The organism is bacterium, from assembly GCA_036504735.1.
GTDB lineage: Bacteria > Electryoneota > RPQS01 > RPQS01 > RPQS01 > DASXUQ01.
In genome coordinates this window covers 287,720-310,047 of sequence record DASXUQ010000005.1, presented here as the reverse complement: position 1 = coordinate 310,047, position 22,328 = coordinate 287,720, and the positions used below count along the sequence as shown (strand labels likewise).

At 58.4% G+C, this 22,328-nt stretch carries 21 protein-coding genes; all 21 read left to right on the top strand.

The window, feature by feature from the left end; translation table 11 throughout:
* The first annotated feature begins 25 nt into the window (after nucleotides 1-25).
* The 21 genes from VGL38_03185 (at nucleotide 26) to rpsB (ending at nucleotide 22,327) form a co-directional block, all read left to right on the top strand.
* Nucleotides 26-553, top strand: coding sequence for an OmpH family outer membrane protein (locus VGL38_03185; GenBank protein HEY3294420.1), 528 nt, complete (start codon nucleotides 26-28; stop codon nucleotides 551-553).
* 4 nt (nucleotides 554-557) lie between these two features.
* Nucleotides 558-1,604 (top strand): UDP-3-O-(3-hydroxymyristoyl)glucosamine N-acyltransferase, encoded by a 1,047-nt coding sequence (gene lpxD, locus VGL38_03180; protein HEY3294419.1) that lies wholly within the window; start codon nucleotides 558-560, stop codon nucleotides 1,602-1,604.
* A complete protein-coding gene (locus VGL38_03175) occupies nucleotides 1,601-2,989 on the top strand; it encodes a bifunctional UDP-3-O-[3-hydroxymyristoyl] N-acetylglucosamine deacetylase/3-hydroxyacyl-ACP dehydratase (GenBank protein HEY3294418.1) in 1,389 nt (462 codons plus the stop codon). Before lpxD ends, VGL38_03175 begins: the two co-directional genes overlap by 4 nt.
* An 18-nt stretch (nucleotides 2,990-3,007) precedes the next feature.
* The gene (gene lpxA / locus VGL38_03170; GenBank protein HEY3294417.1) at nucleotides 3,008-3,814 is read left to right on the top strand and encodes an acyl-ACP--UDP-N-acetylglucosamine O-acyltransferase; all 807 of its coding nucleotides are present in this window, start codon (nucleotides 3,008-3,010) and stop codon (nucleotides 3,812-3,814) included.
* Nucleotides 3,811-4,560, top strand: a complete 750-nt coding sequence (locus VGL38_03165; GenBank protein HEY3294416.1) for a hypothetical protein — start codon at nucleotides 3,811-3,813, stop codon at nucleotides 4,558-4,560. Before lpxA ends, VGL38_03165 begins: the two co-directional genes overlap by 4 nt.
* The gene (gene dxr, locus VGL38_03160; protein HEY3294415.1) at nucleotides 4,561-5,766 is read left to right on the top strand and encodes a 1-deoxy-D-xylulose-5-phosphate reductoisomerase; all 1,206 of its coding nucleotides are present in this window, start codon (nucleotides 4,561-4,563) and stop codon (nucleotides 5,764-5,766) included.
* On the top strand, nucleotides 5,757-6,812 hold the full coding sequence (locus VGL38_03155) for a M50 family metallopeptidase (protein HEY3294414.1): 1,056 nt from the start codon (nucleotides 5,757-5,759) through the stop codon (nucleotides 6,810-6,812). The genes dxr and VGL38_03155 overlap by 10 nt, the downstream gene beginning before the upstream one ends.
* Nucleotides 6,802-8,181 carry a tetratricopeptide repeat protein gene (locus VGL38_03150; GenBank protein ID HEY3294413.1) on the top strand — a complete coding sequence of 460 codons (1,380 nt, stop codon included), beginning with the start codon at nucleotides 6,802-6,804 and terminating at the stop codon, nucleotides 8,179-8,181. Before VGL38_03155 ends, VGL38_03150 begins: the two co-directional genes overlap by 11 nt.
* A complete protein-coding gene (locus tag VGL38_03145; GenBank protein HEY3294412.1) occupies nucleotides 8,171-8,932 on the top strand; it encodes a hypothetical protein in 762 nt (253 codons plus the stop codon). The genes VGL38_03150 and VGL38_03145 overlap by 11 nt, the downstream gene beginning before the upstream one ends.
* 15 nt (nucleotides 8,933-8,947) lie before the next feature.
* Nucleotides 8,948-9,937 carry a glycosyltransferase family 2 protein gene (locus VGL38_03140; protein HEY3294411.1) on the top strand — a complete coding sequence of 330 codons (990 nt, stop codon included), beginning with the start codon at nucleotides 8,948-8,950 and terminating at the stop codon, nucleotides 9,935-9,937.
* Nucleotides 9,930-11,141, top strand: coding sequence for a HAMP domain-containing sensor histidine kinase (locus tag VGL38_03135; GenBank protein HEY3294410.1), 1,212 nt, complete (start codon nucleotides 9,930-9,932; stop codon nucleotides 11,139-11,141). The genes VGL38_03140 and VGL38_03135 overlap by 8 nt, the downstream gene beginning before the upstream one ends.
* A complete protein-coding gene (mltG, locus tag VGL38_03130; protein HEY3294409.1) occupies nucleotides 11,131-12,192 on the top strand; it encodes an endolytic transglycosylase MltG in 1,062 nt (353 codons plus the stop codon). The genes VGL38_03135 and mltG overlap by 11 nt, the downstream gene beginning before the upstream one ends.
* 13 nt (nucleotides 12,193-12,205) lie before the next feature.
* Nucleotides 12,206-14,413 (top strand): UvrD-helicase domain-containing protein, encoded by a 2,208-nt coding sequence (locus VGL38_03125; GenBank protein HEY3294408.1) that lies wholly within the window; start codon nucleotides 12,206-12,208, stop codon nucleotides 14,411-14,413.
* A gap of 4 nt (nucleotides 14,414-14,417) precedes the next feature.
* Nucleotides 14,418-15,278, top strand: a complete 861-nt coding sequence (gene nadC, locus VGL38_03120) for a carboxylating nicotinate-nucleotide diphosphorylase (protein ID HEY3294407.1) — start codon at nucleotides 14,418-14,420, stop codon at nucleotides 15,276-15,278.
* A complete protein-coding gene (locus VGL38_03115; protein ID HEY3294406.1) occupies nucleotides 15,275-15,637 on the top strand; it encodes a response regulator in 363 nt (120 codons plus the stop codon). Before nadC ends, VGL38_03115 begins: the two co-directional genes overlap by 4 nt.
* A complete protein-coding gene (gene glgC / locus VGL38_03110) occupies nucleotides 15,634-16,866 on the top strand; it encodes a glucose-1-phosphate adenylyltransferase (GenBank protein ID HEY3294405.1) in 1,233 nt (410 codons plus the stop codon). Before VGL38_03115 ends, glgC begins: the two co-directional genes overlap by 4 nt.
* The gene (locus VGL38_03105) at nucleotides 16,863-18,980 is read left to right on the top strand and encodes a glycoside hydrolase family 57 protein (GenBank protein HEY3294404.1); all 2,118 of its coding nucleotides are present in this window, start codon (nucleotides 16,863-16,865) and stop codon (nucleotides 18,978-18,980) included. Before glgC ends, VGL38_03105 begins: the two co-directional genes overlap by 4 nt.
* Before the next feature lie 92 nt (nucleotides 18,981-19,072).
* A complete protein-coding gene (locus VGL38_03100; GenBank protein HEY3294403.1) occupies nucleotides 19,073-20,107 on the top strand; it encodes a DUF4931 domain-containing protein in 1,035 nt (344 codons plus the stop codon).
* Between the two features lie 191 nt (nucleotides 20,108-20,298).
* Nucleotides 20,299-20,739, top strand: a complete 441-nt coding sequence (rplM, locus tag VGL38_03095) for a 50S ribosomal protein L13 (protein ID HEY3294402.1) — start codon at nucleotides 20,299-20,301, stop codon at nucleotides 20,737-20,739.
* A 12-nt stretch (nucleotides 20,740-20,751) separates the two neighbouring features.
* Nucleotides 20,752-21,144 (top strand): 30S ribosomal protein S9, encoded by a 393-nt coding sequence (gene rpsI / locus VGL38_03090; protein HEY3294401.1) that lies wholly within the window; start codon nucleotides 20,752-20,754, stop codon nucleotides 21,142-21,144.
* A 190-nt stretch (nucleotides 21,145-21,334) separates the two neighbouring features.
* Complete coding sequence (gene rpsB, locus VGL38_03085) at nucleotides 21,335-22,327, top strand: 30S ribosomal protein S2 (GenBank protein HEY3294400.1); 993 nt, start codon at nucleotides 21,335-21,337, stop codon at nucleotides 22,325-22,327.
* Nucleotide 22,328 lies beyond the last annotated feature (1 nt).

Here is a 22,328-nt window from a genome sequence, read left to right as displayed (position 1 = left end):
CAACAAATATTTCACTGAAGGAGTAATGATGCGTAGAGCAAGTTTTGCCATCCTCTTCTGCCTGGTTCTGTTCGGCGGCGCGGGTCTGACTCTGGCTAAGGAATTACGGATTGCGTACGTGGATTCGGATAAAATTCTCGAAGCCAATGACGATTACCGCCAGGCGAAACAAAAGCTTCAGGACGAGGAACGCCAGTACATTACGCAGGCGACGTCGATGGAAGAGAACGTGAAGCAGATGGCGGACGAACTGAAGGCGCAGAGCCTGATGCTGTCCGACGAGGCACGCAAGGAACGCGAGCAGCGCTTCATGGACAAGCAGTCGGAGCTGGAGAAGTTCCGCAAGGACACGTGGGGCGAAGGCGGAAAGCTCTACAACCGCAACCTCGAACTGTCTAAGCCGATTCTCGACAAGGTTAACGGCGCCATTCAGAAGATCAGCAAGGAAAACAGCTACGACTTCGTGTTCGACGCCTCGTCCTCGAACATCGTGTTTGCGTTGCCCGAGCATGACATCACGGACCAGGTGATTGAAGCCCTGAAGAAGGAGTAAGGCGTTGAGCCTTTCTATGACGACCGCCGAGGTGGCCCGTTTTCTGAACGGGAGGTTGATCGGCAGGGACGACACGGTGATCAGCGGTCTTGCAAAGATCGAAGAGGCGGGACCGCATGACCTGAGTTTTGTGGCGAACGTCAAATATGTGCGCTATCTGGAAACGACTCAGGCGGGGGCGGTACTCGTGGCCCCCGGTGCGCGGGAAACGTCGCGCACGCTGATTGAGGTGGCGGATCCTTACGTGGATTTTCTGCGGCTGCTCGAACTATTCAATCCCCGAAAGCCATGGCTTGAAGTGGGAGTTCACCCGACGGCGGTGGTTGCACCCGACGCGATGATCGGCGCAGGCGTAACCGTTGGAGCTTTTTCCTATATCGGAGCGCGCAGCCGGATTGGCGCGGGCAGTGTGGTGTACCCTAATACGGTGATTGCGGCTGATGTTACGGTTGGCGAGCAGTGCGAAATCCACTCGCGAGTGAGTGTGCGGGAAGGTGTACGCCTTGGGAATCGTGTGGTGCTGCAGGATGGCGCGGTGATCGGCAGCGATGGCTTCGGCTTCGCGCCCAGCGGTGAGGGCTACCGGAAGGTCCCGCAACTCGGCACGGTGGTGATTGAGGACGACGTCGAGATCGGCGCGAATACCACTATCGACCGTGCCACACTGGGCGAGACGGTGATTGGCAGCGGAACGAAACTGGATAATCAGATTCAGGTTGCGCACAACGTGACTATTGGATCACACACTGTGATCGCGGCCCAGACCGGCGTGTCGGGCTCCACCAAGATTGGGAGCTACTGCCGGTTCGGCGGGCAGATCGGAGTCGTGGGCCACATCGAGATCGGCGACCACGTACAGGTGGCGGCACGGGCGGGAGTCGGACATGATGTTCTCGCGGGCGAAGTGGTTGCGGGCAGCCCGTCGCGTCCGCACTCTCTATGGCGGAGAATCGAAGCCTCACTGACGAGGCTGCCGGAGTTGTTCAAACGCGTGCGCGCCCTTGAAGCAAGCGTATATGGTGATCAGGACAAAGACAAGGCGGATTCGTGACTGACAGGCAACGTACGATTGCGCGGCCCGCGCACCTTACCGGCACCGGTTTACACACAGGGCACCCCGTTCATCTGGCTTTCTACCCGGCGGACCCCAAGACTGGCATCCGCTTTCGCCGTGCCGACGTGGGGGCCGGTGTGGAGATTCCCGCGCTGGCGGAATTTGTGGTGGAAATTTCCCGGGGCACCGTACTGGGCCGTGACGGCACCAAGGTATACACCGTCGAACACGTGCTGGCGGCGGTTTCCGGGCTCGGAATTGACAATCTGATCATCGAACTGTCATCGGATGAGCCGCCAATCATGGACGGCAGCGCGGGGCCTTTCGTTGCCGCATTGCAGGAAGCGGGGCTTGTCGAACAGGATGCTCCACGGGACTTTCTGGAAGTCGAGAAGACGCTGACTTATCACAACGAGAAGGAAGGCGTAGACATCGTCGTGGTGCCTTCGACGGAATTCCGCATCACGTACATGATCGACTACACGCATCCGTCCATCGGAACGCAGTACACGTCGATGTACTCTCTGGATGAGTTTGTGCCCGAATTCAGCACGGCGCGCACGTTCTGCCTGCTGTCCGAAACCGAGCAGCTTAAGGAGAAGGGCCTGATTCAGGGGGGATCGCTGGAGAATGCCGTGGTCTTCGTGGACCGTGAACTGGACCCGAGCGATCTGGACCGGCTCAAAAAAATCTTCCATCATGAAAATAATGTGACGCTGGGCAACTCCACTCTGGACAACCGCACTCTGCGTTTCAAGAACGAGCCGGTTCGGCATAAGGCGCTGGACCTGATCGGCGACCTTGCGCTGGTGGGAGTTCCGATCAAGGGGCACGTGCTGGCGGCGCGCGGCGGACATTCATCCCACGTGGAAGTGGCCCGCATGTTGCGTAAGGCATATGAGACGCAGCTCATGACTCGGCGCTTCGGCAGCAAGGGTGGACGCGGGTATGTGTTCGATGCCGCGGCCATCGAGAAATTGCTTCCGCACAGGTACCCCATGCTGCTGGTCGACCGGATTCTCGAACTGGCGCCGTTGGAACGCGTGGTAGGTATTAAGAATGTGACGCGCAACGAACCGTTTTTCGACGGCCACTTCCCCGGACACCCGGTGATGCCCGGTGTACTGATTATCGAATCCATGGGACAGACCGGCGGCGTGCTATTGCTCAATTCCGTGGACGACCCAGAAAGCAAAGTAGTGTATTTTACCGGTCTGGACAATGTGAAGTTTCGCAAGACCGTCATTCCCGGCGACCAAATCAAGTTCACTGTAAACATGCTGATGTTCCGCCGCGGGCTGTGCAAGATGCATGGCGAGGCACAGGTGGACGGCGTGCTGGTGGCGGAAGCCGATATGACCGCAGTGGTAGTAGATCGTTAGGAAAGGCTGAAGGAAGGCATGGCGAACATTCATCCTACGGCAGTTGTGTCCCCGCGCGCCGAAATCGCGGACAGTGTGGTGATCGAGCCGTACAGTGTAATTGATGATGACGTGATTATCGGTGAAGGGTGCCAGATCAGCACCAACGTCCGTATTCACGCGGGAACGCGTCTCGGCAAAGGCGTACGCATTTTTCACGGCGCAGCTATTGGCGGCGAACCGCAAGATCTGAAATTCGGCGGCGAACGCACCGAGCTGTTTATAGGGGATAATACGGTAATCCGCGAGTTTGTAACGCTTAGCCGCGGCACCAAGGCGACAGGCAAGACCGTCATCGGCAGCAATTGTCTGTTGATGGCTTATGCTCACGTGGCTCATGACTGTGTCATCGGCGACAACGTGATCCTTGTCAATTGCGTTGAACTTGCGGGCCACGTGGAAGTGGAAGAATACGCGATTATCGGCGGCGTGGTGCCGGTGCATCAGTTCGTGCGCATCGGACGGCATTCAATGATCGGCGGCGGAGTGCGCGTGCCCAAGGACGTGCCGCCGTTCATTCTCGCCGGCGGGCAGCCGGTGCGCTATTTCGGTTTGAATTCCGTAGGGTTGCGCCGGCGCGGCTTTGCATCCGAAACGCGGAATGCGCTGAAGAAATGCTACCAGGTGCTGTTTCAGTCCGAACTGAACCGTGTGCAGGCTGTGGAGAAAATCAGCGCCGAATATGGCAGCATCCCCGAGGTGCAGCAGGTGTTGGAATTCATCTCGAAATCCAAGCGTGGGCTGTTGCCGGGCAATCGCGTGGTGGGAACAGAGGAAGAACTGTGATCCGGTTGCGAGTGCAGCAGGACCCGGCCCGGAGCGGAGCGATCCTGATGGAAGAGGACCAGGCGCTCCTCGAACTGGCCGAGCGTGGCAAGTTTGAGCCGCTGGTGCGTTTCTACCAGTGGGAGGTACCTACCATTTCCCTTGGGTATCATCAGAGCGCCGAACAGTTGGATATGAGTCGATTAAGCGCCGCAAGTATGCCATGGGTGCGGAGGCCGACCGGTGGCGCGGCTGTGCTGCACAGTGACGAACTCACCTATGCGATTGTGCTGCCCAACTGCGACGGGCCGAAAGATGCGTCGCGCGTGCAGGAGCTTGTAAGCCGGGCCATTGCCGGTGGGCTGCGGGCATTGGGTGTGGCTGCGGAAGTTGATGAACGGGGCGAGCCCCTTTCGGCGCTTCCTAACCGGACTTCGTGCTTTGTGCGGACCTCGCGCTGGGAAGTCACGGTAGGCGGGAAAAAGATTGTGGGCAGCGCACAGCGCAAGCTATCGTCGGCGATTTTGCAGCATGGCTCGATCTTAACCGGAGACGATCATCTTCGGATTACGGATTTTCTGCAGTTGAAAGATGACCATAGCCGGGAGTTGTTACGCGCAAAATTGGAGAGCAAAGCCACGTCCATCTCGCACGAACTCGGTTATGCTGTGCATCCAAACGACCTGCGAGAGGCCATGGCCGCGAGTTTTGTGACAGTTTTCTCGAACCTTCAGTCGATACCGTCGACTTCTGCGGCGGGGAACTGAGTGGGAACAGCACATCCTCCTAAGCGGTTACTTATTCAAGGCGCAACGGGTTCTGTAGGCCGCAGCACGCTGTCGGTGGTTCGTGAACATCCGGAATATTTCCGTGTTGTAGGGCTTGCCGCGCGTTCGAATGTTGCGGAACTTGGTGTTTTGGCGGCGGAATTCCATGTGAATTCCATCGCACTTGAGGATGTTTCGAAGCGGGACGATCTGCAGGCCATCGCCAGGCAGCACGGCATCGCGCATGTTTTTGCCGGTGAAGCGGCTGTGGCTGCTCAGGCGCGGGACAGTGAGTATGATCTGCTGGTCAATGCCCTGACCGGAAGCGTGGGATTAGAACCCACCGCGGTCTCGCTGCAGCGCGGGTTGCCGGTTGCTTTGGCCAACAAAGAGACGCTGGTAGCGGCAGGCCCCATCATTATGAAGATGGCGGCGGACCATCACGCTGCGGTCCTTCCGATAGACTCGGAGCACAGCGCCATTTTTCAGTGTTTGCTGGGTGAGCGATTGGATCAGGTACGGCGCATTTGGCTGACGACTTCCGGCGGCCCGTTTTGGGGGCGGAAGCAGGCGGATCTGAAGAACGTGAGCGTTCAGGAAGCCTTGGCGCATCCGACGTGGAAAATGGGACCGAAGATTTCGATAGACTCAGCGACACTTTTTAATAAAGGTTTGGAAGTTATCGAAGCACAGCGACTGTTCGGCGTTTCTCCGGAATCCATCGGAGTCATTGCCCACCGGCAGTCGGTCGTACATTCTATGGTTGAATTCATTGATGGTAGTTTTAAGGCGCAACTGAGCACCCCCGATATGCGATTGCCCATACTATTCTCGTTATCTTACCCGGACCGGTTGCCAAGTCACCTCGTGCCTACCGGCCCCGAGCATTTACGCTCTCTGACATTTGAACCGGTTGAGCCAAGGGATTTCCCGTGTCTTGATCTGGCGTTTGACGCTCTGAAGAAGGGCGGCACAACGCCTGCGGCGCTCTCGGCTGCGGATGAAGTCGCGGTGGACGCGTTCTTGAATGGACGGATCTGCTTCGCGGATATCCCGGAGGTGATCCGGGGAGTTGTGACCGTCTGGCCGGACGAACCGCTAACAGATCTTACCGGAGTTCGCAGCGCGGACACCCGGGCTCGCGCAAGGGCGGCAGAGCAGGTGACGCGCCTCTCCATGAACATGAAGGAGAGACCATGCTGCTGACCATTGCGTCTTTTATCGTGACCATCGGGATCATCGTCACGATTCACGAATTCGGACATTTCCTTGCGGCGCGGCTGATGGGGATGCGCGTCAAACGCTTCTCCATCGGATTTCCGCCAAAGATGTTCTCCAAGAAGATCGGCGATACCGAGTTCGCAATTTCCTGGATCCCGCTGGGCGGCTATGTGCAGATTGCCGGCATGGTGGATGAGTCCATGGATGACGAAGGGATTACTGGCGCGCCGGACGAGTTCATGTCCAAGCCGCCTCTGGCCCGGATTTTCGTGCTCTCCGCCGGTGTGCTGATGAACTATATTACGGCGTTTCTGATGATCGCGGCGCTCACTCTGGCTATTGGCGTGGGCCATGTGGTCGATACCACGATTGGCGAAGTGCTGCCGGATATGCCCGCGGCAACCGCGGGGATTCAGGCTGGTGATCATATCACGGCGGTGAACGGGGTTGCGACTCCAACGTGGGAGAAGGTCGTAGAAAATGTCAGCGCCGCGGGCGACTCCATTGCCCTGACCGTGCATCGTGAGACCGGCGAAGACCTGACTCTTCTGGTGCCGACAAAAAAAATGAGCGAAGGCGGCGTGGATCGCCGGGTAATCGGCATCGCGCCAAAGGTCGAGACACGTCCGGCCGGGCTGGGTGACGCCGTAGGACGCGGCTGGACATTCTGCGCCGGAACCACTCGCGCCATCGGGCAGTTCATCGCCGGTTTGGCTACGGGCGAGAGCAGTGTTTCGCAACTCTCGGGGCCACTGGGCGTCGCCAAGCTATCCGGCGAAAGCGCGCGCGAAGGGTCCGGGGCGTTTCTGTTCTTTATTGCCTATGTGAGCGTCTCCATTGCCTTCCTGAATATTCTTCCGTTTCCGGCTCTGGATGGCGGTCATATCATGTATGTGATTATCGAGGCGATCACCCGCCGGCCCATACCGACTCGCGTGAAACTGTGGATTCAGCAAGTCGGCATGGCGCTGCTGCTGCTCCTTGTATTGTTTGTCTCCTATCACGATATTGTGAGGATGATTGCTGATTAAGCCGCGCATCTCCATTTCTATCCTGCTGCTCTGCGTCGCTCTCAGCGGCGTGGCCCTCGCGGCCAAGCGCGGGGATTCCGAAGCCGCCGCTCAGGACAACCACTCTCGCGCGATGGATCAGTTCATCCGCGGAACAACGGCGGATCAGGTCGAGGATTACTACCGCGCAGTTTTCCACTATCAGGAAGCTCTGCGGTTCGATTCCACGTCGGCGTTCATCCATGTTGCGCTGGCACAGGACTACGCGTTGCTGGGAAATTCGGCGATGGCCGTGGACTTGCTTGACCGGGCGCTGCGCATTCATTCGGAGTACGTTCCCGCGCTGGAATTGAAGGCGCTGATCCTGCGCAGTTCGGGAAAGCCCAATGACGCTCGCGACGCGTTGAAAAAACTGGTGCAGATCGCTCCCAAGAAACTGGAGTATCTGCGGGAGCTGCTGTCTGTGGAACTTGCCCGCCGTGATTATAAGGAAGCGGACAGGATCTACGAAAGGATCATCCAGCAAGGCGGCGAATCAGAGACCCTGACGCGCCAGGTAGCGACCATTTATCTGACATCGTCTCAGTACGACCGTGCTATTCCGCTTCTGAAGAAACTGGTTGCGACGGACAGCACGGATGCGGGATTGGTGTACACGCTGGGCACCGCGTATTTTCAGAAAGGCGACACGAGCGCGGGAGAGAAGTGCGTGCTACTCGCCAACCGGCTGGAGCCGGGCGAACCGCGTTTCTGGGTGGGACGAGCCTTGATTGCCATGGACCGCCAGCGTTTCACCGAGGTCCCGTCGATTGTGGACAGTGCCCTCGCGCACGTGAAGCCGCAGGCCGGACTTTACAGTTTAAAAGGGATTGCGCTGAACCGGCTGGGCGGCCACACGAAAGAGTCCATCGACGCCTTGGAGAGCGCCATCCGCTTGGATACGACATTGTATGTGGCGATGGGCACGTTGGCGATGATCTACGACGGTCTGGATTCGCTCGACCGCGCCGTTACCTTGTATGAGCACGCGATTACGCTTTCCGACAGCGCACCGATCTACCTGAACAATTTGGCGTACACGTATGCTTCCCGGGGACAGAATCTTGACCAGGCGAAGAAGCTGGTGGAAACGGCGCTAAAGGCGGAGCCGAAGAACGGCGCGTATTTGGATACGATGGGCTGGATCGAGTACATGCTCGGTCACTATGATGACGCCATCGATCTGCTGAAGAAAGCCGCCAAAGAGACGCCCGATGGCGCGGACATCCTTGAGCACCTGGGCGATGCCTATGAAAAATCGGGCGACCACGGCAAAGCGGGGAAGATGTACCGGCGCGCCCTGGAAAAGAACCCCCAAAACGAATCCCTGCGGCGGAAGCTTGCGCATTAAGTATGTCGGCGCCGCTTTGCTGATCGCTCTGGTGTTGAGCGGTTGCGGAGCGCAGAACGCCCTTCGGAAGAAGCCAACCCAGCCTCTGTCACCCGAAGCGGCGTTGCATATCAGTCTTGACCGGTTCGAGCACTGGACATCGCTCTTTGCCTCTCTCAAGCTCCGATTTGCCATTCATGACACCACCTTCACGGCGCGCGGCCACTTGATGTATCTGGCGGGCGAACGCTATGAGGTCGGGTTCGAAAAGCCCTACAACCGTTTCATCGGCACGTTCTACGTGACGCCCAGCCAGCTCATCTATTTCGATACGCACAGCATTCCGACAACGTACACGCTGCAGGATACCGTGATGTTGTCGCGAATGATCCCGATGGGGGTGCCGAACTGGGATCCACGGGATATCCTCCCGTTTCCTGTGAGCGGCCGCAGCAGCGGATTCCAGACGGACAGCGTGCAAACCGAAGCGGACGGGCGCGCGTTGGTCTACGGCAACGGTGACGATGTTTCGTATGTGTTGACGCTGGATACGCAGAAGGGAACGGTCAGCAATGAGCAGGTGCAGCGCGGCGGGCGCGACCTGTTGCTGAAGAAATATGAACGGATCAAGACCGTGCAAGGGTGGCCGGTCGCCACGCGTGTGACGTGTTCGAACCCAACGGGTGACGTCACGTTCACCTGGTCTTTCAGCGACATCCAGCTCAAAGCGCCGGATGCCCGCCCTCAACAGAGCATTTCCACTTCCAAGTAACTTGGACAAGTCGCCATGAACGGTGACCAACACGTGCCGCGCGTCAGCGTGGTCATACCGCTGTTCAACGAAGCGGAGTCGCTTCCCGAACTGCATAGCCAGCTCCTTGCGGTCTTTCAGAAGACCGGATGGAGCTACGAACTGATTTTTGTGGATGATGGCAGCCGGGACGAGTCCCTCGCCGTTCTGCGCACTTTGGCGGAGCGGAATCCCTTTGTGCGGGTGATTTCCTTCCGGCGCAATTTCGGAAAGTCGGCGGCTCTGGCTACGGGCTTCCGCGCCGTGCGGGGAACCTATGTGATCACGATGGATGCCGATTTGCAGGATGACCCCGCAGAAATTCCCGCGCTGGTAGGCAAGCTCGAAGAAGGGTTTGACCTGGTATCCGGCTGGAAGAAGACCCGGCATGACCCGATTTCCAAAACCCTTCCGTCGAAGTTCTTCAACTATACGACGGGAGTACTTTCGGGAATCCGGCTGCATGACTTCAACTGCGGTCTGAAAGCCTACCGATACGATGTGGTGAAGGAACTCCCGGTGTACGGCGAATTGCATCGCTTTTTGCCGGTGCTGGCCTTTAAGCTGGGCTACCGCATTACGGAGATTCCGGTGCTGCACCACGCGCGGAAGTACGGCAAGACGAAGTTCGGCCTGAACCGGTTTATCAACGGCTTCTTCGATCTGCTGACTGTGCTGTTTATTTCCGATTACAATCGCGCGCCGCTGCATTTCTTCGGCACTATCGGCATGGCGTGCGGACTGGTCGGCTTTCTGGTCAACCTTTATCTGACCATCGGCAAGTTTTACGGTGTGCCCATCGGCAACAGGCCGCTGCTGTTTCTGGGTGTGCTGCTGATGGTGATTGGCGCGCAATTCTTCTCCTTTGGCCTGATCGCGGAGAAGATGGTGAACACCTCGGAACGGGACCGGACGTATTCTGTCAAGTACGATTCCGGTGAACCGTCGGCAAACACAGTAAAGGCCGCGCGCGCAGCGGATGTCTGAGAAACTGCGCATGTGGCTTGGCCGCCGGATGGCCTACCAGCACATCGGCACCTTCAAGGGCGTTCTGTTTCTCATTGCCATTACCCTGATTGTTTCGGTTCTGGTCTACACGCAGGTGCTTGTCGGGCGACTGAAGGATTCGACGCGCGCTAACCTGCAAGGAAAGATCCGGCTGTACTCGGTGCTCGTGAACAGCGAGTACCCGGAACTGATTGCGCTTGCCCTCGAACAGATTCAGGCAGTGGACTTTCCGATTATTGTGACCGACGGTCAGGGGAATCCGAAGCATTGGAAGAATGTGTCGGTTGCTCCGAATGACACTTCGGCGGACGCGCGGCGGAAACTGCATGAGCTGTTGAAGGCGATGGATCAGGGGGGAAACGATCCGTTGCCGATTCTCGTGGGCGAGCAGCAGGTGGATTGGTTCCATTACGGCGACTCCCTTGTTATCCGGCAGTTGCGATGGCTGCCGTGGATCGAAATTCTTGTCGCGGCGCTGTTTGTGATTGTAGGATACACGGGCTTTCGAAATATCAAGCGCAGTGAAGAGCGCATGGTATGGGTGGGTCTTGCCAAGGAGACCGCCCACCAACTTGGGACGCCGCTGACGTCGTTGATGGGCTGGATTGAACTGCTGAAGACGGGTGGCGCCCGCGAGCACGCGCTGGAGGAGATGCAGCGCGATCTCACACGGCTGGAAAGAGTGACAGCCCGCTTCTCGCAGATCGGGTCCGAACCGATGCTCGCGCCGTCGCACGTGCGGCACACGGTCAGTGACACCGTAGACTATTTCCGGAGCCGCCTGCCGAAAACGGGTAAGCCCATAGAAATCCATCTGGATTTTCCGTGTGATCCGGTGATCCGCATGAATTCTCAGCTTTTCAGTTGGGTGATGGAGAATCTGGTCAAGAATGCGATCGACGCGCTGCGGACGACCGGCGGAGAAATCCGCATCACCTGTGAAGAGAAACCGCATTGGGTCTACGTCGACGTAGCGGACAACGGGCCGGGAATCGCGGCGAAGAACCGGCGGAATGTATTCCGTCCGGGATTTTCCACCAAGACCCGCGGATGGGGTTTGGGGTTATCTCTGGCGCGGCGGATCGTTGAGGAGTATCATGGCGGACGACTCTTTATCAAAGAAACCGCGCCGGGCCTCGGGACGGTGATGCGGATAGCGCTGAAGAAAGACGATGCACATTAGTCCTCATTCCTGGTCGCGGACGTTTCGCGGTTTGATCACGGTTGCGTTTGCCTTTGTTTTGCTGGTGACGCTGGAGGTCTTCTCGCGTTTTCTGCTGGAAGGCTCGGTGGCCGACGGCCCGCGACAGATGGTGGAGATTTCCATCCCCGAGAAAGCGACGATCCCGCAGGTGGCGCAGATCCTCTTCGAGCATAAGCTGATTGAGCATCCCGTCATGTTCCGTTACGCGATTCGCGTCATGGGTGCGGATACGAAGATTCAGGCGGGCAACATGATGCTGGCCAGCGGGCAATCGCTGTTCGAATTGATCAAGAATCTTTCGCATACCAAGGCGCTGGGGATTCCGGTCACGGTGCCGGAAGGTCGCACGGCGGCGGATGTGGCGGAGGCTTTGCAGCAAAAACTCGGTCTGGATTCCGCGCTGTTCATGGGGCTGGTGGACGACAGTTCGCTGGTTCGTGAGTTGGGACTCGACGGCCCCTCCCTTGAAGGGTATCTTTTCCCCGACACCTATTTCATCGCCGTAGGGACAGATCCCAAGCGGATCGTGACGCGCATGGTAGCGAACTTCCGCAACCATATTCCCAAGGATATGGACGAGCGCGCGACCCGCATGGGACTGACCATGCACGAGATCCTGACCCTCGCCAGCATTGTGCAGTGGGAAACCTCAGTGCCCAGCGAGGCGCCGCTGATCTCATCCGTGTATCACAACCGCCTGAAGCGCGGCATGCCGCTGCAGGCGGATCCTACAGTCTCCTATGCCTTGGGGAAAGGACCAGCGCGGCTTTATTTCAGCGATTTGAAGGTGGACAGCCCGTACAACACGTACCGCAATCCGGGACTGCCACCAGGTCCGATAAATAATCCGGGAGTGCCGGCGATTCTTGCGGCGCTGAACCCTGCGACCACCAACTACCTTTTCTTCGTGGCGAAAGGAGACGGCACGCACTCGTTTACAACGAACTTTGCGGATCACCTCGTCGCCAAGCAGCAACTTGATCGAATCCGCCGAGACTCGGCCCATCCTGACACCAGCCACGCCGGCTAATACCTGAAACCCTGTGCATCAATCCCTCGATAAATTTGTTGAAACACTAAACGCTGAGCAGCGTAACGCTGTAACGGCGCCGGAAGGCCCGGTGCTGGTTTTGGCCGGAGCAGGCTCCGGCAAGACCCGCGTCCTTACTGGCCGCGCACTTTACCTCATAGAACATTTTCATGTAGCCCCGCATGCCATTCTGGTGATGACCTTCACCAACAAGGCGGCGGGCGAATTGCAGGAACGCCTGCGTACGTTCATCGGTGGCGGCGAGGGCGTCCCGTGGGCCGGAACCTTCCATGGGTTCTGTGCGCGCCTGCTGCGTCAATACGCTGCCGAAGCGAACCTTCCGAAAGACTTTTCCATATATGATTCTGACGATACGGAAGCTGTCGTCGCCGCTCTGCTGGCGGAAAAACGCATTGCCCGCGAAGAGGTTACCGCATCCACGCTGCGGTCCTGGATCTCGCTGCTCAAGAACGGCGGCGTGCTGACCGGCAAACACCGCTTCCACAAACTGGCGCACGATCTGTTGCCGGTTTACAATGAGCGCCTGCGCAAGGCGGGCGCGGTGGACTTCGACGATCTGCTGCAGTTGCCGCTGGATCTTTTCAAGGCCCGTCCGGAGGTGCTGGAACGCGTGCAGCGGCGCTATGACCACGTGCTGATCGACGAGTTTCAGGACACCAACCGTCCGCAGTATGAACTGGCGTTGACTCTGGCGCGTCCGCAGGATAACCTGTACGTCGTGGGTGACGACGACCAGTCGATTTACGGCTGGCGCGGCGCGGACTATCGCAACGTATTCGCTTTTCAGGAGGACCTCAAGAACGTTCAGGTCTTCCGTCTGGAGCAGAACTACCGCTCGACGCAGCAGATTCTGAACGTGGCCAATGACGTCATTTGTGTCAATCGCCATCGCGAAGAGAAGAAACTGTGGACCGAGAAGACTGACGGCGAGAAGGTCGTCATGCGGCAGGTCGCGCGGGCTATGGACGAAGCGCATGAAGTGGTGGGGGAACTGCATCACCTGACGCGCAACGGAAAATACCGCTGGAAGGATTTTGCCATCCTGTTCCGTACCAATGCACTGTCCCGGCAGTTTGAAGAAGTGCTCATTGGGCAGGCGATTCCCTACACCGTGGTCGGCGGCACCCGGTTCTATGAGCGGAAGGAAATCAAAGACCTTCTGGCCTATCTGCGGCTGATGGTCAATCTGGACGACGAGCAGGCATGGAAGCGCGCACTGCAGTTTCCTCCGAAGGGAATCGGCGCGACGACCATACAGCGGCTTGAAGAAGAGGCGCGGCGCGCGAGCGGCAGTATCGGCAGCATTATGATGTCGCTGGATCAGTCGGAAAATCTGACAAAGCTTGCCAAGGCCAAATTGGCTCCGGCCGCAGAATTGGTTGACTCGCTGCGGCAGAAGATCCAGTCGATGGATCTGGTCGGGAAAGTGGAAACCGTGTTGGAAGCCAGCGGACTGAAAGAGTTCTACGGTGAGCAGGAGACGGAAGATGCGGATGAACGCGTTGCGAATCTCACCCAGCTTGTGGAAGCCGCGCGGGAGCGGATGCGCGAGCATCCGGGATATGACCTGACGGATTTCCTGAGTGAAGTCGCCCTCGTTTCCGACGTGGATGAATATGATAAGGCGGCGGAGCGCGTCACGCTGATGACCTTGCACGCGGCCAAGGGCCTCGAGTATTCGGTGGTGTTTGTTGTCGGAGTGGAAGAGAAACTGCTGCCGCACAACCGGAGTTTAGCTGCGCCTGCCGAACTGGAAGAGGAGCGCCGGCTGTTCTATGTGGGAGTTACGCGCGCCAGAGAACGGCTCTATCTCACCTATTCGCAGACCCGATATTTGAACGGCATGCTGGAATGGCAGGAACCGTCGCGGTTTTTGCGCGATATTGCGCCGGAACATTTGCGGGGTTGGTCGCTGCCGGGCCGCTCGGACCGTACAACGGTTTCCGAGGACGGAATCGAGCGCTGGAGCCCGACGGATATTCCGTCGCGCACCAAGAAAAACGGTGCCACACCTGCCAAGCCTAATGTCTCCCTCGTGCCTTTCCAGATTGGCGACGTGGTGGAGCACCCGGAGTTCGGCATCGGCGTCGTCACCGCGAAATCCGGCGACATGCAGGATATGAAGGTCCGCGTGGCGTTTGAAGGCATGGGATCGAAGCTTCTGGCTATCAAGTTCGCGCCTCTCAAGAAGGTAAACTGATCGTATGGATCTGGAGCATCTTATCCGCGTCGCGCTGAACGAGGACATCGCGGGCAACCGGGATATGACCTCCGACCTGTTTGTCGGCGCGGAGGTCACAGGCACGGCGTGGATCGAGGCACGGGAAGATGCGGTGGTGTCGGGGTTGCCTGTCGTGGCTGCCGTGTTTGCCGAGGTTGACCCCGGGGTGAAGCTGCAGGCGCTGGTCATGGACGGCGCGCGCGTGGTACGGTTGCAGCGCGTCATGGAACTGTCCGGCCCGGCGCGGTCCATTCTGAAGGCCGAGCGCACCGCGCTGAATTTCTTGACGCATCTTTCCGGCGTGGCCACGCATACGCGCCGATTTGTGGATGTCACGGCGCCATGGAAGACCACCATCTTATGCACGCGTAAGACACTGCCCGGCCTGCGCGCGCTGGAGATCGCCGCCGTCCGCCACGGTGGAGGAGATGCGTACCGCACGAATCTGACGGACGCGGTGCTGCTCAAGGATAACCACTTGGGCATCCTTGGCGGCATGGACGGCGTCCGCAGATGTCTGGAAGACATGCGCCGCACGGACGAGCACGCGCTGAGCGGGTTGCTGGCGGATGGAAAGATCGAGGCGGGATCGCTCGACGAACTGGAAAAGGCGGTGGCGATGGGCTGGAGTCACGTGCTGTTGGACAACTTCACTCCGGCAGACGTGGCGGAAGCGGTGAAACGGCACGGAAACGCCGTGTATTTGGAAATGTCCGGCGGAGTGAACCTCTCAAACGCCGTGGATTATGCCTCCACGGGCGTGCACGCGATCTCGGTCGGAGCATTGACGCACTCGAGCAAGGCGGTTGACTTTTCATTAGAAGTGGAGTGGAACGTCCCATGAGCGCAAAGCTACTGGTCGCCGATGACGAGAAGAACCTCCGGGAGCTGTACCGGATGGAACTCGAGGAAGAGGGTTACGAGGTGGAAACGGCGGGAAACGCCACCGAAGTGCTGGGCAAACTTGAGACGAGCGATTACGACGTGATCGTGCTCGACATTCAGATGCCGGGCATGTCGGGAATCGATCTGTTGCAGAAGATCATGGCGCGCGACAAACGGCAGCCGGTGATTTTGAATACAGCCTATCCGTCCTATCGCGATAATTTTATGACGTGGCCGGCGGAGGCGTATGTGGTCAAGAGTTCCGATACGACAGAGTTGAAACAGGCCATCAAGAAAGTCCTTGCTAAGCGAGAATGAATCCAGTTTTTGCGAACGCTCTTACGCTCATTATGGCTGGTGGACGCGGCGAACGGCTCTATCCGTTAACGCGCGACATGGCCAAGCCTGCCGTGGATTTCGCAGGCAGCTACAAAATTATCGATTTTACGCTGTCCAACTGCTTCAACAGCGGTATCCGTCAGGTCTATCTGCTCACGCAGTATTCCAACCTGACGATGAATCGTCACCTGAAGCTCGGCTGGGACATGCTGTTCCGCGGCGAACTGGATGAGTTCATCGAAGCTCTTCCTCCGCAGCACCGCATGTCCGAGGACTGGTATCACGGGACGGCGGATTCGATTTATCAGAATATCGAACTGCTGGAGCGGCACAAGCCGGAGTATGTGCTGATCCTCTCGGGTGATCACGTCTACAAGATGGATTACTCGAAGATGCTCGACTATCACGTGGCGCGCGGCGCGGAGATGACGATTGCCGCCGTGGAAGTCGAACGTTCAATGGCCCGCGAAATGGGTGTGCTGGGGATTGACGCGGACAACCGTGTGCTGGAATTTGTGGAGAAGCCGCAGGAGCCGCCCACGATGCCCAGCGATCCGAAGAAATCGCTGGTGTCCATGGGTGTGTATGTGTTTACGACGGCCAAACTGGTCCGCGAGCTGATCCGTGACGCCAAAGATACCAATTCGGCGCATGACTTCGGGCGGAGCATCATCCCCGCGCTGGTGGGGCGTGGAGAGAAGGTGGTCGTCTATCCGTTCCGCGATGAACATCACAACCGGCCCGCCTACTGGCGCGATATAGGAACCCTTGAGTCCTACTACGCTGCGAATCTCGATCTGGCGGACCCGTATCCCGAGATCAATTTATATGACCCCGACTGGCCGATCCGCACCTATTTCGGCCAGCATCCGCCGGCACGGATTACGGATTCGAGTATTGAACTCGGGCTGCAGGGCAAGGTCGTGGATTCGCTCATCAGTTCGGGGTGCGTGATCTCGGGTGGCAGCGTTGAAAAGAGCGTGCTGTCTCCGGAAGTTCGGGTACACACGGGCGCGCGAGTGACGGAGTCCATTCTCCTGCACGGCGTGGATGTGGGCCGGAAGGCTGTTGTCCACAAGGCCTTGGTGTGTCCGGGAGTGAGAATTCCGGATGGGATGACTATCGGTGTGGACAGCGAATCGGATCGTGCGCGGTTCATCGTGACCCCCAAGGGCGTGACGGTGGTTCCGGGAGGGTTTGTCTGGTGACGCAGCGGGGCGAACGCCTTCCTGTGCTGTTTCTTTGGCATAACCACCAGCCATTCTACCAGTCTCCTGAGATGGAGCGGCCGGTGATGCCCTGGGTGAGATTGCACGCGGTGCGCGGGTATCTCGACATGCTGACCGCGGTGCGGGAGACTGGCGCGCGCGTCACATCGAACTTTTCGCCGTCACTGCTCGAACAGATTCAGTTTGCGGCCGGCGAGCCTGTGGCAGACGAGTTCGAACGCCTCTCCCGAACTCCCGTCGCAGATCTCCTCGAGGTGGAAAAGCGGGTGATCCTTGCCGATTTCTTTTCCATCAACTGGGATGTGCACGTCCGGCCTCACCCACGTTATCAACAGTTGCTGCACAAGCGCGGCGAGCATGCGACAGACGCCGCACTTCAACAGGCGATGATGGAGTATACCGGACAGGATTATACGGACCTGATCGCGCTGTTCAACTTGATCTGGATCGGTTTTGCGGGACGGCGCGATCCGGTGATCGCGGATCTGCTGGCAAAACGCAAAGGATATTCCCATGGGGATATTCTTACGATTTTGGATTTTCATCACCGCATTTTGAGTGATTTGCTTCCGGCTTACCGTGAATTGCGGGACTCGGGAACCATCGAAATTTCCACGTCGCCCTATTCGCACGCCATCTTGCCGCTGTTATGCGACTCCCATGTGGCGCTGGCGGATATTCAGCGTCAACGGCTTCCACGGATGGAATACCGCCATCCGGAGGATGCCGAACGGCAGTTGAAACTTGCGCGGGCGGTGCAGGAAGATGTCTGGGGCGAAGCGCCTGTGGGGCTCTGGCCATCGGAAGGCTCTGTGAGTGATGAGGCGCTGGAAATTGCGGCTCGCTGCGGGTATCGCTGGGCGGCGACGGATCAGGCGATCCTGGAAAGGGGAGAGCGCAGCCGCAAGGATTCGATCTCGCATTTCTATTCTCAGGCATGGGAGCGGGGACCGCACGGGATGCGGTTGTATTTCCGCGACCGAGCGCTGTCCGATGCCATTGGCTTCCGCTATTCGAGCATGCCGGCGCGGGAGGCGGTCAGGGAGTTTGTCGCCCATGCCGAGCGGATCGAATCTGCAACCCGTGGCGACCCCGCGCGCTGCCTGGTTATCGCGCTGGACGGTGAGAATCCGTGGGAGCATTATGCGGATGGGGGCGAGAAGTTTCTGCATACACTGTACCGGGAATTGGATTCTCACCCGCATTTGAAGACCCAGACCTTTGGTGAGCACGCGCAATCGCCGACTCGCGAGCGCGTGCATCATGTGCATCCGGGATCGTGGATTGACTCGGACTTCCATATTTGGATCGGCGACCCGCAGAAGAATGAAGCGTGGATCGAATTGCGGCGGGCGCGGCACATGCTGGACGAACTCGGCGCTGCGGACGAGCGGCGCGAGGAGTGCTGGAAGTGGATGCTGCGCGCACAGGGTTCAGACTGGTTCTGGTGGTATGGCGAACCATTCAGCTCGGTCTACGAGCATCAGTTTGACGCGCTGTTCCGGTCCTATCTGAAGGCGGTATATCAGGCGGCAGGCCGACAGTATCCTCCTGCGCTGGATGCGCCGATCAAAGTTTCGCCGCGCGCGGAACGCCGGCTGCAACCGGTCTTCCCGGTTTTTCCGATTCTGGACGGCAGAGACACCTCTTATTTCGAGTGGGCCAATGCCTGCAAGGTAGATCCGCGCCAGTATGGGGCCACGATGGGACGAGCGGAACATACGATGCGGGCTCTGTTTTACGGTTTCGGCAAGAATGAGCTGTACTTCCGCTTCGATCCAGCCGCGACGCTGCGCCCACAAGCATCTTCGGTGCTGATCCTGCATGTGCTTTCCGAAGACCGTGCCAGCCTGTCGATTCCGCTGAACGAAAAGCAGCCCTTGAGCAAAAACGACGGCTTCCGCTGGGTATCGGGCCGCATTGTGGAGGTCGCGCTGGCTTATGAACGGGTCGGATTGCAGCTTGGCGGCGAGTGCCAGTTCTGGGTGGAAATCATTGATGACAACGCCGTGATCGAAAAGCTGCCCCCCGCCGGCGCGTACCATTTTGTGGTGCCGACGGATGAGATGATCGCAGCGAACTGGATGGTGTGATTTCGGAAAAGGCTGAAAAGCTGAAATACTGAAAATCTGAAAACGGTGAAATTCTTGGCGTAGAGAGATTGCCACGCCAGTAGGAAAATCGTATGCCTGAACTCAGACATGATCCAATTCAGCGCCAATGGGTGATTATCGCCAGTGAACGCGCCCTTCGGCCATCGGAATTCGAGGTGAAGGTGTCGCAGCAGCCGGCGGACTTTTGCCCGTTCTGCCCCTGCAATGAGGACAAGACGCCTCCGGAGATTCTGGCGATTCGAGATGGTTTCAGCGCGCCCAATTCCCCCGGATGGTCGGTGCGTGTGGTGGCCAACAAGTACCCGGCGCTGCGGATCGAGGGAAATCTGGAGCGAGCAGCGGATGGCCTCTATGACCGCATGAACGGCATCGGCGCGCACGAAATCGTGATCGAGACGCCGGATCATACCCGCCACATGGCAGACCAGCCTCCCGCGCACCTTGCCAAGGTTTTACGCGCCATGCGCGACCGTCTGCGGGACCTGATGCGTGACACACGGTTCCAGTACATCGCCATGTTCCGCAATTACGGCGAGAATGCGGGGGCGACCCTGTCCCATCCGCACTCGCAACTGATTGCCATGCCCATCGTGCCCGAGGTCATCGAGACAGAACTGCAATCGGCGCGGGATCATTACATGAGCCGCGAGCGCTGCCTGTTTTGCGACATTATCCGGCAGGAACTGGAGGTTGGCACGCGGATCGTCCATGATGATGGATCGTATGTGGTCTTTGCTCCGTACGCCAGCCGGTCCCCCTTCGAGCTGTTTCTGGCTCCCATCCGCCATCAGCACGACTTTTCGCTGGTTACGGATACTGAACTGGAAGGCCTGGCAAGCGCCATTGTCAAGACCTTGGGCCGCTTGCGGACCGCTCTGAACGATCCACCGTTCAATTTTGTGATGCATATCGCGCCAAATCTGCGACCGCATTCGGTTTGGAGTCAGAAATTTCCGGCTCTTGCCGAGGGGTATCATTGGCACGTAGAGATCATCCCGCGCCTGACCAAATCAGCGGGATTTGAGTGGGGGACAGGGTTTCACATCAATCCGACGCCTCCAGAACAGGCCGCAGAATACCTGCGCAGTGCCATTCTGGAAGGGTAGCCTCCCCCAAAGGGGCCGGAGCGGACGGAGGCCCGTCAACCGGGACGTGGGGATACTGACGCTCTGTAAGCAATTGTAATAAATTCGCTTAGATGTATGTGAAAGCTGGGTCTAAGTTGTCAAAGAAAGGTATTGACAATTTGTGATGCTTTCACTACATTTATAAGCTTGCAAAAATAGGATCATGAGTAATGGAAAGCTACCACGCGAAGGCCGGCGAGGTTGAACGGAAGTGGGTCATTGTAGACGCCTCGAACCAGGTGCTTGGCCGTCTGTCCACCACCATCGCCAGTATTCTCCGAGGCAAAAATAAGCCTCAGTTTACCCCCAGCACGGATGTGGGCGATTTTGTTGTCGTTATCAATGCCGAGAAGATCCGGGTAACCGGAAGCAAAGCCAGTACGAAGATGTACTTCCATCATACTGGCCATCCGCAGGGAAAAACCTGGACCTCGTACGAGTCCTTGAAGAAGAAGCATCCCGAACGGATCATCGAATTGGCTGTCAAGGGCATGATGCCTCGTACTCGTTTGGGGCGCAAGCAGCTTGGCAAACTTCGCGTGTACGCCGGTCCGGTGCATCCGCATACTGCTCAGGTACCGGAATCCCTTTTAGCTCAGTCAAACTCGTAATACCGTCATACCATGAAAGCAACACGATACTACGCTACCGGCCGCCGCAAGACTGCCATTGCCCGAGTCTGGCTCTCCCATGGAACCGGCAAGGTGGACGTTAACGGCAAGGATTTGCTGGGCTATTTCCGCCGCGATGTGCTGCGGATGCAAATTGAGACCCCGCTCAAAGTGACCGAGCATCTCGATAAGCTCGACATCAAAGCCACCGTCTGTGGCGGCGGTTTGAGCGGCCAGGCAGGCGCCGTGCGGCTGGGCATTGCCCGCGCGCTGGTGCTGATGGATGAGACGCTGAAGCCCGTGCTTCGCCAGAACGACCTGATGACTCGCGATCCGCGTGAGCGTGAGCGCAAGAAATACGGTCAGCCCGGCGCCCGCAAGCGGTTCCAGTACTCGAAGCGCTAAACGATTGTTCGATTGTTTGCCGGGCGGAATCTTGATTCCGCCCGGCAAACCGTACTGTTTATGTATCCCTCGCATCAGCGGCGGGAAATTACACTGACACACCTGTTCGGACCGGAAGCGGGTGTCCGCGCAAGCGGATTGCTTTTCGGGATGATGGACAGGGAGGCGGTAAACCCCTCAGGAGATTTTGATGTCTCGAGTTACGCTGCAGCAACTGCTGCTCGCCGGCGCGCATTTTGGCCATTTGACCCGTCGCTGGCACCCCAAGATGAAGCCGTACATCCTCATGCAGAGGAACGGCATCCATCTGATCGACCTTCGCAAGACCCAGGAGTGCCTGGACAAGGCCTGTAACGCCATCCGAGAAATTTCTTCGCGTGGTGAACAGGTCTTATTTGTTGGTACCAAGGCGCAGGCGCGTGATATCATGCTGGCCGAGGCCAAGCGGGCGGGCGTTCCCTATGTGAACGAGCGCTGGCTGGGCGGCGCATTGACCAACTTCCAAACCATCCGCCAGGGCATCAAGACCCTGAACACGCTCGAGAAGAAGATGACGGATGGCACGTTCGAGAAGATTTCGAAGAAAGAACGCCTGATGATCGAACGCCGCCGTGAAAAGCTGCTCGAATCCATCGGCGGTATCCGTGATATGAACAGGCTGCCGGGCGCGATGTTCGTCGTCGACGTGCGCCGCGAGAAGATCGCGGTGGCTGAAGCTCGCCGGCTAGGTATTCCCATCTTTGCGATCACCGACACCAACGTAGACCCGGATCTGGTGGACTATCCGATCCCGGCCAACGATGACGCCTTCAAGTCCATCGCCGTCGTCACCCGCGCCTTCACGGACGCCGTTGCCGAAGGCCTCGGGGCTTATCGCGCCACGGCCCACTTGCATGAAGCCGCACAGGAGACCTCCGCGCGTGATCAGGAGCATCGCGAGCCGCGTGGCCGTGATGGCGGTGGCCGTCCCGGCGGTCCGGGCGGACCGGGTGGAGATCGTGGTGGCGATCCGCGACGCAAGAGAGTGCGTCGTCCCGGTGAAGGCGGCCCCAGCGCGGGACCGAGCAGACCGCCGCAACACGGCGGAGAAGAGAAGCCGCAACCTGCAGCCGATGTGACACCCCCCAGTGCCCCGGAAGCTCCGCGCGCGGAAACCGCCGGCAACAGCGGCGAACAGGCTTAAG